The organism is Flavobacterium salmonis (genome assembly GCF_903819435.1).
In the GTDB taxonomy this organism is placed as follows: domain Bacteria; phylum Bacteroidota; class Bacteroidia; order Flavobacteriales; family Flavobacteriaceae; genus Flavobacterium; species Flavobacterium chungangense.
Window position 1 is genome coordinate 153,748 of record NZ_CAIJDP010000090.1, and the last position, 14,437, is coordinate 168,184.

Below are 14,437 nucleotides of genomic sequence, written 5' to 3' on the forward strand. Positions count from 1 at the left end.
ATGCGCAAGTACGACTTTTTACAAAAGCCTAATTATAAAGCGTTTCTGTAAGCTGTAGGCGTTTGATTAGTATATTTTTTAAAGGAAGTATTAAATGACGATTTTGAGTTAAAACCTACTTCATACAGAATTTCTAAAACGGTCAAATCTCTTTTTAAAGGATCTTTTAAAATATGCATTGCTTTTTGAATGCGATATTCGTTTACAAAATCAAAAAAGTGCTGATTCATATGATGGTTAATTAAAACGGATAAATCCCGAACCGGAATATTAATTTGGTTCGAAAGTTCCTGAATGGTAAGCGACGGATCCAGAAATGGTTCTTTTTCTTTCATATAGTCTTTTAATGTAGCAATTTGAGTTACAATCCCCTCGTTTTGATTGGATTTTATTTCTGTAATATTTTCGTTTTGCTCAGGAAGAATGTCTCTTGCCAATTGCAATTTAGAATCGATCCCGCGAAAAAGTTCCGGATAATTCAAGGCTTTTAATACAAACCAGCATGTTACTGTTAAAACCAGAAATTGTAAAATGGTATTGGACCAAATCCATAGAAAATCTAAATCAGCATATCTCACGATATTTTTAATTATAGACAGATAATATAAAACAAAGAGGGCGCTTGTTATTTGAAACAACCATTTAAAAATAGACGTTCGGGGATTTGCATAATTTTCCTGATATATTTCCTTATACTTTTTTAGCACCACAAATATTCCTATACTATATGCTATCGTTTGTATTCCCAAAAGAAGAAACAAAATGTACATCTCAGGCGATTGATCACGTTGATCATAAAACAATTGCTTTTCTATTGTATTTAAAAGGTAGAGTCTTAATACAAATACAATATTTGTAATTATGAATGGAATTAAATGTAGTAAATGCTTCGCTTTTAAACGAAAATCTGCAAAACAAACTGATAGTACGTACAAATAAAAAGCAGGCAGTATCAAAGTACAAACGGACCATCTGAAAAATTCTAAATTAAAATGGCTTTTTATAAATTCTTCATCAATGAAAATACCACTGTTATCAATGGCAAAAAATATTAAATAGAAAGCAAATAATCTGTTTGCTAATTTATTTTTTGTTTTTACAGTAAGTAAAAAAAATGCCAGCAATAATGAAACAAAAACTGAGATTTTGGCCATGCCGGTTAAAAAACTTATTATATCCATTCTTGTCTTAATTATATAACAAATATAAGATTTTAGTTCTTTTAGAGAGTCGTCTAAAATTGCTTTCGTCAAAAAGAAAATATAAAAAAAAGATTTAAAATCTTTATAAGTTTGACTTGTACTTTTCGCTCATTTGCTTAAAAAAGTTTAATTTTGGAGAATAACTATTTCGACAAAAATGACGTTTACAAAAACAACCGAACAATCTTCAAAATACGAACATTTAGAGAAAATGTCAGTTCAGGAACTGCTGACTAATATTAATAACGAAGACAAAACCGTACCTTATGCTGTCGAAAAAGCATTACCCCAAATCGAAGCTTTAGTTGCGCAGACTGTTGCAAATTTAAAATTGGGGGGACGTATTTTTTACATCGGGGCCGGAACATCCGGACGTTTGGGAGTTGTAGATGCCTCTGAGTGTCCGCCCACTTTTGGAGTTCCTTTTGATTTGGTAAACGGGATCATTGCGGGGGGTGACACAGCTATTCGTCGTGCCGTAGAAAATGCCGAAGACAATTCAACACAAGCCTGGATTGACCTGCAGGCACATAATATCAATCAAAACGATATCGTGATTGGAATTGCGGCTTCGGGAACAACTCCGTATGTTATTGGCGGATTGGAAATCTGTAATCAAAATAATATTGCTACAGGCTGTATTACCTGTAATGCGGGAAGCCCTTTAGCTTTAACAGCAAAATTCCCTATTGAAGTTGTTGTAGGACCGGAATTTGTAACCGGAAGTTCAAGAATGAAAGCAGGAACTGCACAGAAACTGGTCCTGAATATGATTTCGACTGCTTCGATGATTCAGCTTGGAAAAGTAAAAGGGAACAAAATGGTCGATATGCAGCTGAGCAACATCAAACTGGTGGACCGTGGTGTAAAAATGATTATGGGAGAAATTCCGGTTTCGTATGAAGAAGCAAGTAATTTATTGAAAAAATATGGCAGCGTGAGAAATGCTGTTGACAATTATACAAAGTAAAAAGGATTTTTGTGAGATGTAAGATGACTTTTTATAAACATAAAGTTTGTCATTTCGACGTGAGGAGAAATTAAATAAGAAGCTCCGCAATGTATCTCTCCAATCTTTATCGATTTACAAGTGTGATTTCTCCTCACGTCGAAATGACAAGATTGGGATAAAAACCTTAAACTTTTCAAAACTTGAAACAAAAAACAAATGGCAACAAATAAACAATTATTAGGAAAAGGAATTAAATATTTATCAGGTTCGTTGCCTTTATTATTTATTGGGCCTTCATTGATTTATAACGCTTTTATGAATCAGCATACCGCCTGGCACTATCTGGTTTTAGGAATTGGTATTGTGGCCTGTCTGAGTGCTATGTTTCTAATTTTTTACGGATTGAAAATTATTATGAAAGGTTTGTTTAATGACTAATTCGTATCTTTACTAAAACTATTTATCATGGATTTACAAGCAGAAATAAATTGGATTCATCAGGAAATTGACAAAGTTAAAGACCCTTCTTTTGTCGAAAAATTAAAACATCTTTTACAATCGGTAAATAATACTACTGTTGATTCAGATGCGGCTTACAATTTAGACATTGAAAATGCCTTAGAAAACATTAAAAAAGGTAATTTCTATACTGAAGACCAGGCAAATGAAATTGCAAAAAAATGGGGAAGAAAATAGTTTGGTCAATCAATGCTTTAAATCAATTAGAAGACATTCATTTTTATATTTTCTTTGAAAGCAAATCACTCACAATTGCTGATAACGCAATTAACACTATTTTTGGAAGTACCGAAATATTAAAAACTAGTCCGACAATCTATAAAGCCGACAAACAAAAAGCAAATAATGACGGTAGTTTCAGAGTCTATTCTGTTTATGATTATGGGATCTCATATCAAATAACAGAAGAAATTATCTATATTCTTAGAGTGCGACACAACGCTCAAAAACCACAAAAACATTCATGGAAAGCCTAATCCACATTCAGAAAACATTTGAAAAAGTCATTTACATTGACAAAAGAATAAATAACCGTGAATTTGAGGATTGCGTTTTTAAAAACTGTGATTTTTCCAACAGTAATTTTGCTTACAATACCTTTTTGGACTGCGAGTTTATCGACTGTAATTTGTCGATGACAAACCTTGCAGGAACGAGTTTAAAGAATGTGACTTTTAAAAACTGTAAGCTCTTAGGAATTGCTTTTAACGAATGTGACGACTTTTTATTTCAGGTTTATTTTGAAGAAACTGCTTTAGATTACGCTATTTTTTCGAATAAGAAAATGGCCAAAACCAAGTTTATCAATTGTTCTGTAAGGGAAGTTACTTTTATAGGAACCAATTTAAACAGTTCGGTTTTTGATAATTGTGATCTGGATGGTGCTATTTTTAATGAAACCCAACTGGCTGCAGTTGATTTTAGAACAGCTTACAATTATAAAATCGATCCCGAATTTAACCCGATGAAAAAAGCACAGTTTTCTACTCAGGGAATCGTGGGACTTTTAGATAAATACGACATTAAAATTGTATAATGATGGAAACGAACGAATCTTATCTGGAAAGCGTTAAAAAGCAGTTTTTGTATTATAAAATGCTGGGCGAAAAAGCTATCGATCAGCTCGAACCTCAACAGCTTTTTATTACTTTAAACGAAGACACCAATAGTATTGCAACTATAATCAAACATATTTCAGGAAATATGCTGTCACGATGGACAGACTTTTTAACTTCTGACGGTGAAAAAGAATGGCGCAATCGGGATGCCGAGTTCGAAAATGATTTGCAGTCAAAAGAAGAAGTGCTGGAAATCTGGAGTAAAGGCTGGAATACCTTTTTTGACGCTTTAAACAATTTGAAACCCGAACAGCTTTCTGATATCATTTATATTCGGAATGAAGGCCATACGGTTATTGAAGCTATTAATCGACAATTGGCGCATTATCCGTATCATATCGGGCAGATTGTTTTTTATGCGAAACAATTGAAAAACAGCTCCTGGAACAGCTTATCGATTCCGAAAAACAAATCCGGGAATTACAATGCCGAAAAGTTTGCCAAAGAAAAAGAAATAAAGAACTTTACCGATGATGAATTAAACAGACTGAAATAATTCTTCTCTCTTTTAAAATTCTACCTGATAAAAACGACTGCCCTAGCCCTGATTGCAACGAAAATCCTTTTTGTTTTTCTTTAAAAATAAAAAGATTGCAGTGGAAAGCAGGAATCAGCTCCTAAAAAAACAACTTATTAAAATGAAAAAAATTATATTCTTATTCCCAATACTTGCTTTGGTATCGTGTTATAATGCAGAACACAACTGCAAAGATTTCAAAAACGGTAAATTTAAATTTGAATTTGAAGTAAACGGCGTAAAAAAAACAACGATTTTTGAACGCAAAGACAGTATTGAAATTGAAACTTTTGAGGGCAAAACAGACACTTCAACCATACGCTGGGTAAGTGACTGCGAATATGTTTTGCAGAAAAAACATCCGAAAAACATGGCAGAAGAAAAAGCAATCAGCATGAAAATATTAACGACTTCGAAAGATTCGTATACTTTTGAATTTGGAATGGTTGGTTCTGAGGAAAAACAGCACGGAAAAGTTTTTAAAATCGAATAAAAAATAGTAATTTGAATGTAAATTAAAATTTACATGGAAGTATTTTTAAACCCTGATGCTTTAATTGCATTACTAACCCTGACATTTCTGGAAATTGTTCTGGGAATTGACAACATCATTTTTATTTCGATCGTTACAGGAAAACTACCTGAGCAGGACCGGAAAAAAGCAACCCGGATTGGTTTGTTTCTGGCTATGTTTATGCGAATTGTGTTGCTATTGGGAATCTCGTATTTGATTGCTATGAAAGCTACAGTATTCAGTATTCACTGGGGCTGGTTTGAAGCTGATTTTACCGGACAGGCAATTATCTTATTTTTAGGAGGATTGTTCCTGATATATAAAAGTACCAAAGAAATCAGTGAAAAAGTAGACCATAAAGGAGAAGAAAAACAGAACATCCAATCTGCTGCAAAGAAATCTTTTTCGAATGTTATTGTACAAATTCTGTTAATCGATTTAATTTTCTCTGTTGATTCTATTTTAACCGCTGTTGGTATGACGAATGGTGTTGAAGGTGCACTGACTATCATGATTACAGCAGTTATTATTTCCGTTGTCGTTATGATGCTTTTTGCCGTTCCGGTTGGAAATTTCGTTAATAAAAACCCTTCGATCCAAATATTGGGACTTTCATTCCTAATCCTGATTGGGTTTATGCTGATTACTGAAAGCATGCATTTATCTAATGCCGAGCTGATTGGCGAACACATTGGAGCTATTCCGAAAGGCTATTTGTATTTTGCCATTACATTTTCTCTGGCTGTCGAATTTATCAATATGCGAATACGAAAGAAAAAATTATAGCTTAAATTTTAAAGTTCCCTTGAGGAACTTTTTTGTTTCACAAATAAACCTGATTTTTCAAAAAATATAGTTTGAATAGATACTGAAATTTGTTTCTTTTACAATACTGTTTTCTAATTCTAAATTCAGAACGTAATCCAACATGAAAAATACCATTTCGCATAGAGTTGCTGATTTTTTAAAGAGCTTCCCTCCTTTTAATCTTTTGAATCAAAAAGATCTTGAAAAATTATCTGAACAGATTTCAATCATATATAAAGAAAAGGATTTAGTGATTTTTTCTGAAAACGAAAAGACCCATGATTCCTTTTATGTAGTCCACAAAGGAGCTGTTGCCCTTAAAAAGAATCAAAAAACCCTGGACATGTGTGATGAAGGTGATATTTTTGGATTAAGACCGCTTTTGGCACAGGAAAATTATGTTATGGAAGCCAGTACTTATGAAGAAAGTATTCTGTATGCCATACCTATTGCCGTTTTTAAGCCCTATGCTTTAGAAAATAAGGCGATTGGAAATTTCCTGATCGAAAGTTATGCTTCGAATACTAAAAATCCTTATTCAGAAGTCCATAAAAACAATTTATACGGTGAAGTGATTGCGCAGCATGAACAGAATACCGACAAAGAAATATTTGACTTACAGCCGATAAAATTTTCAAAAAAGATTGTTACCTGCGGACCATCAACCACGGCAAAAGAAATTGCTAAAATACTGACCAAGAAAAAAGTCGGAGCGATATTAATTGTAGATGAGATGCTCCCAATCGGAATTATTACGGATAAAGATTTGCGTAACAAAATTGTTTCAGGCGACTACCCTATTACGACAACAGCCGAAACAATTATGACGTCTCCTGTCATTACGTATTCCAAAAAAATGACGGTTACCGAGGCTCAAATGGCGATGATTAAAAGTAATATAAGCTATTTGTGCCTAACCAAAGACGGAACTGTTAATACAAAAGCGGTTGGTATTTTGTCTAAACACGACCTTATGGTCTCGCTGGGAAATAATCCGGCAGTTTTGATCAAAGCTTTAAAAAGGACGACAAAAGTTAAGGAGATTAAACCTATAAGAGCCCGAATCATGCAATTGCTTCAGGGATATCTTGACCAAAATATCCCGATGACACTGATTACAAAAATCATAACCGAATTAAATGATGCCTGTGTAACCCGTGTTATTGATATTTCGCTGGAAAAAATGAATACACCGCCTCCTGTAAAATTTACCTGGCTAGCATTGGGCAGTCAGGGTCGTGATGAGCAGATGCTGCATACCGATCAGGATAATGCGATTGTATATGAAAACGTTTCCGAAGTTTTTAAGGATGAAACCAAAGCCTATTTTCTAAAATTAGCAACCTACATCAACAAAGGACTTTTTACTATTGGTTACGAATATTGCCCTGCCGAAATGATGGCCTCTAATCCAAAATGGTGCATGAGTCTGAACGAATGGAAGGATCAGGTAGCATACTGGATTAAAAATCCGGGTAAAAATGAAGTTCTGTTATCTTTTATCTTTTTTGATTACAGTGTAAAATACGGAAACCGTGAAATTGTAGACCAGTTATCAGATTCGATATTTGAGAATGTAAAGGCGAATCCTATTTTTTATGTTCATTTGGTGAGCGGCGCTTTGCAGAGTCCTTCCCCAACCGGATTTTTCAGGCAATTTTTAGTTGAACAGGATGGCGCCAATAAAGATCAGTTCGATATTAAAAGAAGAGCCTTAATGCCTCTGACAGATGCTGCAAGGGTTTTAATTTTATCGCATTCGGTAAAATCTATCAGCAACACAGCGGAACGTTTTGAAAAACTGGCAGAACTTGAACCTCAAAATCGTGAACTTTATTTATCGTGTTCGTATTCGTTTAAAGCCTTATTGAAATTCAGAACCAAACAAGGGCTTTTACATCATGATTCAGGGCAGTTTATTGCTTTGGAATCCCTTTCGAAAATGGAGAAAATAAAACTGAAAAGAACTTTTAAAACCATCAAAGAACTTCAGGAATTAATTTCGGTACGTTTTAATGTTTCTAATATTGTATAAAAATGAGTCTATTTAATTTTTGGCAGAAGGAAGAAGAAAATTTTTTCGATGAAAACGTAACTATTGAAGAAACACGTTTTGTCGTTCTCGATACTGAAACAACTGGTTTTGATTTTACAAACGACCGCATTTTATGTATTGGAGCACTCGTATTGCAAAATGGCACTATTTCAGTTCAGGACAGTTTTGAAGTTTATATAGAACAGGATCATTATGATGAGTCGACTGCCCAGATTCATGGTATCCTGAAAGATTTTATTGTAAAACGCCCTTCTGAGGCTGAAGCATTAGAACAATTTCTACACTATTTAGGAAGTGCAATTATTATTGCACATCATGCTTATTTTGATATAACTATGATCAATAAAGCTTTGGAAAGAAATGGTCTTCCTGAATTAAAAAACAAATCCCTTGATACAGGGATTTTGTATAAAAAAACCTTAATAAAATCACATTTATTTGAGCGAAAAGATCATTACACATTAGATGATTTGGCTGATAAATTTGATATTTCAAAAAAAGACCGTCATACTGCACTGGGCGACGCTTATATTACAGCCATCGCTTTTTTAAAAATTATAAAAAAACTGAGAGAGAAAAAAGAGGTTTCTCTAAATCAGCTTTTTAAATAATTAAGATATTTTTATGAAACTTAAATTTACATTTATTTGTACATTTTAACTATTTCATAATACATCTCTTATCATTTATTAGCAATAAGAAAAATTTAACATAACATACATTTTGTTTTTCGGAGATAGCTTTGCTTCAATCAAAAAAACAAAAAAACAGTTATGAAATTTAAATTTTTAAGATCCATTGCATTACTTGGAATTACAGGGTTTTCTGTAATTAGTTGTCAGAATGATGATAATGACAGCAATAAAATAAATGAAGAAATTGATTTTACTACTAAATCAAATATTCCCGCTTTTGTATTTGCCCAGCCAGGCTTCGAAAATTTAGAAATTTCAACTTTAATCTCAACAACAGACGCATTACCGGAGAGTCCTTCATTTATTTATGCTGGGCAGCCCGATGGAGCCGGTTTTATGAAAGATCCGAGCGGTGATGGTTTTATAATGATTACTAACCATGAAATCATACAATCGGTATCAAGAGTTTATTTTGACAAAACTTTAAAACCTGTAAAAGGAGATTATATCGTTGATGCTGTTGGAGGACAAACGAGACTTTGTTCTGCAACTTTGGCTACACCTGAAATTCATGGTTTTGGCCCTATATTTTTAACCGCAGGAGAAAGCGGACAGGAAAGTATGGTTCACGGTATCAACCCACTTGCACCAGCAACAGATAAAAACAGAAAAGACAGGGTTTTAGCTGCCTTAGGAAAAGCAAGTATGGAAAACGCTGTTCCGCTAACCAAAAAAGCATATCCAGGTAAAACTGTCATTATAATGGGAGAAGATCAATCTTACGCTACTTCTCATGCAAGTGCCGGTCAGGTAATTATGTATGTTTCTACTGTAGGAGATTTAAATAACGGAAAATTATACGCCTTAAAAAGAAATGATAACATTCAGGTAGAAACTACTATGACTATCGGAAATTCTTTCGATGTATCATTTGTTGAAATTCCGAATGCCAAAAACATTACAGGAGCTGAAATTAATACAACGGTAAATAATTTAAAAGCAATACGTTTCTCAAGAGTTGAAGACATTGATTACAGAAAAGGATCAGCAAAAAACAACAGAGAAGTTTATTTTACCGCTACGGGACAATCTTCAAATGGCACTGATCCTGTAGAAGGTTACACAATGTGGGGAAGAGTATATAAATTAGTATTGGATGCAAAAGATCCATTAAAAGGAAAACTTGAATTAGTTGTTGAAGGAGATTCTACACCTGGAATTGGTGTTATCAATCCTGATAACCTTTGTGTAACAGAAAACTACGTTTATATTCAGGAAGATGGGGACAGTTATTATGGTAATGCAAAACATGATTCTTATATCTGGCAATATAATATTGCTAAAAAAACCAATAAACCTTGGTTAAACATGAACCACAAAAGAAATGATACTTACTGGAATAGCACATACAATCAATCTGGTGAAATGAGATTTGGAAGCTGGGAATATGGTGCAATGGAAGATATATCTGATGTTATTGGTATCCCGGATACTTTCACGTTAAATATTCATCCTCATACATGGCAAAATGATGCATTCAAAAATGCAGATGGTTCAGGAGTGAGCACAAATAAAGAAGGAGGCCAAACTGTAATTATTCGTAACGTACAAAGATAATTTTACCACAATTACAACAAAAACAATCTAGTTTTCTACTGGGTTGTTTTTGCTATTTATTAAAGTATCCTACAATGAAAATTGATTTTATCAAAAACATATTTTTTCCTATTCTTTTCTCTTTTCTGACTTTTTTTACAAGCTGTACAAAAGAAAAAACTGAAACTTCTGTTAAACAGGATCTTTTGATTGACCTGGAAAAACTTGAAAACAAAATAGTGCTTTTCAAAAAGCTTGCTGAAAACGAAAAAGATTCCAAAAAAATTCAGGATTGTTTTAAAGAAACCAGAACTTTATATAAAAAAACAGAATGGGCAGTTGAATATTTTGTGCCCGAAACAGCAAGATTTATTAATGGTCCTGCTTTAGATGAGCTTGAAGTTGAAGAGAATAAATTTTTGCCTCCAAATGGCTTTCAGGTTATCGAAGAACTGATTTTTCCTAAATACGACATCACTAATAAAACAGATCTGATTCGTGAAATAGCAATAATGCGTGCAAATATTGTACAAGTAAAACAACATTTAGACGCTATAAGTATTGGAGAAAAACATGTTATCGATGCCGCCCGATTTGAGGTTTACCGAATTTTAACATTAGGAATCACCGGTTTTGATTCTCCTGTAGCACAGGAATCAATAAATGAAGTTGCTCCTGTTCTTGTCTCAATTCAAACAATCGTTTTAAAAACCTGCAAAAATAACTCTAAGGAATCCTCAGATTTAAAGTCACAATTAAAAAAGACAATTGCAAACAGCATTTCATATTGTTCCAAAAACAAAGTCTTTAATACTTTTGACAGAGCAACATTCATTAAAGATTATCTGAATGTAATTTCGAAAACAATTTTTGAATTGCAAAAGCAAAACCACATTACAAATATCAATAAAAACAGTGCAGTCAACCCAAATGCTGCTACTCTTTTTGAAAAAAATGCTTTCAATGTTAATGCTTTTATTCCCTCTACAGAATATGCTTATTCTGTAGACAAAGTTGCTTTAGGCAATCAATTATTTTTCGATACATCAATCTCAAAAGATCAAAAAAGAAGCTGTGCAACTTGCCATGTTCCTGAAAAAGCATTTACAGACGGACGAAAAACAAATCTTTCCTTAGATGGTTTCGATTTGCCGAGAAATACTCCTACCCTTACTTATGCGGGTTTACAAAATGCATTATTTTGGGATTTAAGACAAATTGATTTAGAAAAACAAAGCGTTGATGTTGTACAAAATGAACAGGAAATGCATGGTTCATTCAGCCAAATTATTCCTTTTATCAATAATGACAAAAAATACAAAGCCTTAGTTAAAAAAGCTTATCCTGAAACTGATAAAATCGAAGAATGGCAATTACAAAATGCAATTGCCTCTTACATTCGCTCTTTGAATGATTTTGATTCCAAATTTGATTTATACATGCGAGGTGAATCAAATGATTTTAGTGAGGAAGAAAAACTCGGATTTAATCTTTTTGCAGGAAAAGCAAAATGCGCTACCTGTCATTTTATTCCTTTATTTAACGGAACTGTACCTCCTAATTACAGTAAAACTGAACAGGAAGTAATTGGAACTCCAAAAGATAAAACCGCAAAAGAAATAAGTCCGGATTTAGGAAAGTACAATCAGTTTAAAATGGATCAGCTTAAAAATGCCTTTAAGACACCTTCTATCCGAAACGTTGCCAAAACAGCTCCTTATATGCATAATGGTGTATTTACAACATTAGAAGAAGTTGTAGATTTTTATAATAAGGGAGGCGGAAAAGGTTTAGGTTACGCAGTAGAGAACCAAACCTTACCTTTTGACCAGCTTAAACTAACCAAAAAAGAAGAATCTGCTTTGGTAGCGTTTATGAAAACCCTGACTGACAAAAGATACCAATAACTTACAATGAATATACTGGGTGTTAAAAATGCACCCAGTTTTTTATTTACGAATTTCAAAAATCTCCTTCTTAATTTCGACAGAATAATCATTTGGAGAAATATTACCTCCAAAAGTTTTTGCATAGATTTTTGTAAACTCAGCTCCAAAATATAAAATGATAGCCGAATAATAAACCCATACCAAAATTATAATAACAGAACCTGCAGCGCCGTACACATTAGCAATAGTAGAGCTTCCCAAATAAAAACCTATAGCGAACTTACCAATCATAAACAGCACTGATGTAAAACCGGCTCCAATAAAAGCATCTTTCCATTTTATATTTCCATCAGGCAGTGTTCTGAAAATAATAGCAAAAAGAAGCGCAATACTTCCTAAAACGATTAAGATGTTAGTCACATAAAACAGATATACAGTACTTTCCGGGAAGTAAATTTTTAATCTTGCATTCAAAACATCTAAAGTAGCATTGAGTATTAAACTAACCAGCATCAAAAAACCTACTGAAACTATCATCGAAAAAGACATTAGTCTGTTTTGTACAAATTTTTTAAAACCTTTATTGGGTTTTACACGCAATCCCCAGATATAATTAATGGAACTCTGAATTTCAGCAAAAACTCCGGATGCTCCTATAAGCAGCATAATAACACCAAAAATCGTCACAAAAACATTACTGTCTGAAAGCTGTACATTCTTTATGGCTTCCTGAATTTGTTTGGCAGCTTCGTTTCCTACCAGCTCATTTATCTGACCATACAGCTGACCTGTTACTGCTTCTTCTCCAAAAAAGAAACCACAAATGGTTATAATAATGATTAATAATGGTGGTAATGCAAAGATGGTGTAATATGATAATGCAGCACTTAATTTTATTGCATCATCATCCAAAAAAGCAAAAAAAGTCTTTTTTAGTAAATACCATGATTTTGAGAAAATATTCTGCTTTTCCATTTTTGCTAATTTTTTTTTGATATTATCTCAAATTTAAGCAATATTAGAAATTTTTTAATTCCTGATTTTTAATCGATTTTTACATTTTTACCATGTGAACCTTATTTTGAAATCTTTTTATATTCCTGATCAAAACCCAACTTTTTAATTTTTAAAATCTTTTTGAATTCGCTTCTTGTTGGTTTTATTAAGTACGATATTGAGTCTACCTTTTCAGCTTTAACGACAGTTACAGAATCAAGTTTTTTTAAGTCATCCGGCAAATAGATTTCTTTTATTTTAAGTGTTTTATTTTTCAGGCTAAAAAATTGCGTTTTCCAAAAAATAGAGTCTTTTATACTTAGCACCAATTGACCATCAATACGTTTAAGCTTTTGATAGTATGACAATCTAAAAATAGTATCTATATAAGGTTCTGTAAATTCTATTGAATCTCCCTTAGTGTGAATATACATTTTTTTGTCAGATTTTTTTTCTATCACCAAATTACCTTCGATTTTAAAGTCTTGCTTTATTGAATCGAATTCAATTTTATCCATCTTATATTTTCTAAAATATTTAGCTATAATTCTGTCTTCTTCAATTCTTAAAAAAGAAGAATCCTTATCAATATACAATCCTCTAAATTTATATGGAAAATGATCAAGTTCAGTATCATTAAAAGGTTGTGGATTCTCAAAATAAAAGAAAAAACAATCAGGACATGGTCGCATCCTAAATTTTTTACAAGCACCAAAAGAAATTACTAAAATCAGCATTAAAATTGACTTTTTCATAACTGCTTTTATTTATAATGGCAAAAAATCCCTTTATCATAAACTGTCCACAGACTTGCTTTTTGATTTGCGGATTTTAATGCGTTATTTGCCCAGGTATTGCAGGTATAAAAAAGGCTATAGCTTCCTTTTGCTTCGTAAAAAGCATCTTTCTTTCCGTAGCTGTGACCTTGAATCCATTGAGGATGAAGAGAATCACTGAAGCTATCTGAAATATAAGTTACCAGATTTTGATAATTTTCTTTTGAAATCAGGATTCGTTTGCAGTCATCGCCTTCTTTTAATTGTTTAAAAAATGTGGTATGCATTGCAGACGAACTTACACCAAATGCGGCTTTTAATGCTGTACTTGCTTTTAAATCTGACCATTCGGGCGTATCAAGATAAAAACCTTTGTCACCCCAGCCGAAAGCGATATAATTCATCAAAGAATCCTTTGATTTCGTCTGACCGAACTGGATTTCGTTTCGCCAGTCTTTAATTTCGTTTTTAACGGGAACCACAATATCTGTGTGAACACCGTTGGAAAGAATATAAATCGGAACAGCATTTTGTTCTTCTGCCTGAGCGATATCAGAATTCACAGTGATTTTTGAAATTAGAAGAACTGATGAAATGTACAACGCAAGGAAAGCGAAAATTCCGAAAAGTGTCCAGCCGAGAAATTTGAAAGTTTTTTTTAGCATTTTTGATTGGTTTTAGATTTAGTTATTGGTTGATTTTTCTGTAACCAATTTTTGAGCCAAAATTTTTTTAGTTTTCAAATTTTGTTTTCATTTCTTTCTTTTAAAATAAAAAGCCCTCTATTTGCTGACTACCCCAGATTGCAATGGAAAGCATTTTTTTTGAATTTATATTTTTTGCGGTGATAAAAAAGCGAC

General features: G+C 32.9%; 16 protein-coding genes. 12 read left to right on the plus strand and 4 right to left on the minus strand.

Annotated elements, in window-relative coordinates; genetic code table 11:
• Window positions 1-32 precede the first annotated feature (32 nt).
• Window positions 33-1,181 carry a helix-turn-helix domain-containing protein gene (locus FLACHUCJ7_RS24355; protein ID WP_180910860.1) on the minus strand — a complete coding sequence of 383 codons (1,149 nt, stop codon included), beginning with the start codon at window positions 1,179-1,181 and terminating at the stop codon, window positions 33-35.
• Between the two features lie 178 nt (window positions 1,182-1,359).
• Between FLACHUCJ7_RS24355 and murQ the strand changes: the two genes are divergently transcribed.
• The 12 genes from murQ (at window position 1,360) to FLACHUCJ7_RS24415 (ending at window position 11,823) form a co-directional block, all read left to right on the plus strand.
• Window positions 1,360-2,172: an N-acetylmuramic acid 6-phosphate etherase gene (murQ, locus tag FLACHUCJ7_RS24360; protein WP_180910861.1), complete on the plus strand. Its 813-nt coding sequence runs from the start codon at window positions 1,360-1,362 to the stop codon at window positions 2,170-2,172.
• A gap of 198 nt (window positions 2,173-2,370) precedes the next feature.
• Entirely contained in the window at window positions 2,371-2,592 is a 222-nt protein-coding gene (locus tag FLACHUCJ7_RS24365) for a DUF6095 family protein (protein WP_110348270.1), read from the plus strand.
• Window positions 2,593-2,619: 27 nt separating this feature from the next.
• Entirely contained in the window at window positions 2,620-2,850 is a 231-nt protein-coding gene (locus tag FLACHUCJ7_RS24370) for a hypothetical protein (protein ID WP_180910862.1), read from the plus strand.
• Complete coding sequence (locus tag FLACHUCJ7_RS24375) at window positions 2,835-3,149, plus strand: type II toxin-antitoxin system RelE/ParE family toxin (protein ID WP_180910863.1); 315 nt, start codon at window positions 2,835-2,837, stop codon at window positions 3,147-3,149. Before FLACHUCJ7_RS24370 ends, FLACHUCJ7_RS24375 begins: the two co-directional genes overlap by 16 nt.
• Window positions 3,137-3,709, plus strand: coding sequence for a pentapeptide repeat-containing protein (locus FLACHUCJ7_RS24380; protein ID WP_180910864.1), 573 nt, complete (start codon window positions 3,137-3,139; stop codon window positions 3,707-3,709). Before FLACHUCJ7_RS24375 ends, FLACHUCJ7_RS24380 begins: the two co-directional genes overlap by 13 nt.
• 2 nt (window positions 3,710-3,711) lie before the next feature.
• Entirely contained in the window at window positions 3,712-4,287 is a 576-nt protein-coding gene (locus tag FLACHUCJ7_RS24385) for a DUF1572 family protein (protein ID WP_180910865.1), read from the plus strand.
• Window positions 4,288-4,429: 142 nt separating this feature from the next.
• Window positions 4,430-4,801, plus strand: coding sequence for a hypothetical protein (locus tag FLACHUCJ7_RS24390; RefSeq protein ID WP_031454869.1), 372 nt, complete (start codon window positions 4,430-4,432; stop codon window positions 4,799-4,801).
• A gap of 33 nt (window positions 4,802-4,834) precedes the next feature.
• Window positions 4,835-5,608, plus strand: coding sequence for a TerC family protein (locus FLACHUCJ7_RS24395; RefSeq protein ID WP_180910866.1), 774 nt, complete (start codon window positions 4,835-4,837; stop codon window positions 5,606-5,608).
• 142 nt (window positions 5,609-5,750) lie between these two features.
• Window positions 5,751-7,664, plus strand: coding sequence for a DUF294 nucleotidyltransferase-like domain-containing protein (locus FLACHUCJ7_RS24400; RefSeq protein WP_180910867.1), 1,914 nt, complete (start codon window positions 5,751-5,753; stop codon window positions 7,662-7,664).
• A gap of 2 nt (window positions 7,665-7,666) precedes the next feature.
• A complete protein-coding gene (locus FLACHUCJ7_RS24405; RefSeq protein WP_078229628.1) occupies window positions 7,667-8,296 on the plus strand; it encodes a 3'-5' exonuclease in 630 nt (209 codons plus the stop codon).
• Window positions 8,297-8,458: 162 nt separating this feature from the next.
• Complete coding sequence (locus tag FLACHUCJ7_RS24410) at window positions 8,459-9,937, plus strand: PhoX family protein (protein WP_180910868.1); 1,479 nt, start codon at window positions 8,459-8,461, stop codon at window positions 9,935-9,937.
• 74 nt (window positions 9,938-10,011) lie between these two features.
• On the plus strand, window positions 10,012-11,823 hold the full coding sequence (locus FLACHUCJ7_RS24415; RefSeq protein WP_180910869.1) for a cytochrome-c peroxidase: 1,812 nt from the start codon (window positions 10,012-10,014) through the stop codon (window positions 11,821-11,823).
• Between the two features lie 42 nt (window positions 11,824-11,865).
• Here the strand turns inward: FLACHUCJ7_RS24415 and FLACHUCJ7_RS24420 are convergent, their stop codons facing one another.
• The 3 genes from FLACHUCJ7_RS24420 to FLACHUCJ7_RS24430 form a co-directional block, all read right to left on the minus strand.
• A complete protein-coding gene (locus tag FLACHUCJ7_RS24420) occupies window positions 11,866-12,780 on the minus strand; it encodes a YihY/virulence factor BrkB family protein (RefSeq protein WP_078229631.1) in 915 nt (304 codons plus the stop codon).
• Window positions 12,781-12,881: 101 nt separating this feature from the next.
• Window positions 12,882-13,556 carry a hypothetical protein gene (locus FLACHUCJ7_RS24425; RefSeq protein ID WP_180910870.1) on the minus strand — a complete coding sequence of 225 codons (675 nt, stop codon included), beginning with the start codon at window positions 13,554-13,556 and terminating at the stop codon, window positions 12,882-12,884.
• 8 nt (window positions 13,557-13,564) lie between these two features.
• Complete coding sequence (locus FLACHUCJ7_RS24430; protein WP_180910871.1) at window positions 13,565-14,242, minus strand: TIGR02117 family protein; 678 nt, start codon at window positions 14,240-14,242, stop codon at window positions 13,565-13,567.
• Window positions 14,243-14,437: the final 195 nt, after the last annotated feature.

Excerpts from the sequence above, each read along its gene's own strand:
- FLACHUCJ7_RS24410 (WP_180910868.1), top strand. The coding sequence starts at position 8,459 with ATGAAATTTAAATTTTTAAGATCCATTGCATTACTTGGAATTACAGGG.
- FLACHUCJ7_RS24415 (WP_180910869.1), top strand. The coding sequence starts at position 10,012 with ATGAAAATTGATTTTATCAAAAACATATTTTTTCCTATTCTTTTCTCT.
- FLACHUCJ7_RS24355 (WP_180910860.1), bottom strand. The coding sequence starts at position 1,181 with ATGGATATAATAAGTTTTTTAACCGGCATGGCCAAAATCTCAGTTTTT.
- FLACHUCJ7_RS24390 (WP_031454869.1), top strand. The coding sequence starts at position 4,430 with ATGAAAAAAATTATATTCTTATTCCCAATACTTGCTTTGGTATCGTGT.
- FLACHUCJ7_RS24425 (WP_180910870.1), bottom strand. The coding sequence starts at position 13,556 with ATGAAAAAGTCAATTTTAATGCTGATTTTAGTAATTTCTTTTGGTGCT.
- FLACHUCJ7_RS24365 (WP_110348270.1), top strand. The coding sequence starts at position 2,371 with ATGGCAACAAATAAACAATTATTAGGAAAAGGAATTAAATATTTATCA.
- FLACHUCJ7_RS24380 (WP_180910864.1), top strand. The coding sequence starts at position 3,137 with ATGGAAAGCCTAATCCACATTCAGAAAACATTTGAAAAAGTCATTTAC.
- FLACHUCJ7_RS24400 (WP_180910867.1), top strand. The coding sequence starts at position 5,751 with ATGAAAAATACCATTTCGCATAGAGTTGCTGATTTTTTAAAGAGCTTC.
- FLACHUCJ7_RS24375 (WP_180910863.1), top strand. The coding sequence starts at position 2,835 with ATGGGGAAGAAAATAGTTTGGTCAATCAATGCTTTAAATCAATTAGAA.
- FLACHUCJ7_RS24370 (WP_180910862.1), top strand. The coding sequence starts at position 2,620 with ATGGATTTACAAGCAGAAATAAATTGGATTCATCAGGAAATTGACAAA.
- FLACHUCJ7_RS24430 (WP_180910871.1), bottom strand. The coding sequence starts at position 14,242 with ATGCTAAAAAAAACTTTCAAATTTCTCGGCTGGACACTTTTCGGAATT.
- FLACHUCJ7_RS24405 (WP_078229628.1), top strand. The coding sequence starts at position 7,667 with ATGAGTCTATTTAATTTTTGGCAGAAGGAAGAAGAAAATTTTTTCGAT.
- FLACHUCJ7_RS24385 (WP_180910865.1), top strand. The coding sequence starts at position 3,712 with ATGGAAACGAACGAATCTTATCTGGAAAGCGTTAAAAAGCAGTTTTTG.
- murQ (WP_180910861.1), top strand. The coding sequence starts at position 1,360 with ATGACGTTTACAAAAACAACCGAACAATCTTCAAAATACGAACATTTA.
- FLACHUCJ7_RS24420 (WP_078229631.1), bottom strand. The coding sequence starts at position 12,780 with ATGGAAAAGCAGAATATTTTCTCAAAATCATGGTATTTACTAAAAAAG.
- FLACHUCJ7_RS24395 (WP_180910866.1), top strand. The coding sequence starts at position 4,835 with ATGGAAGTATTTTTAAACCCTGATGCTTTAATTGCATTACTAACCCTG.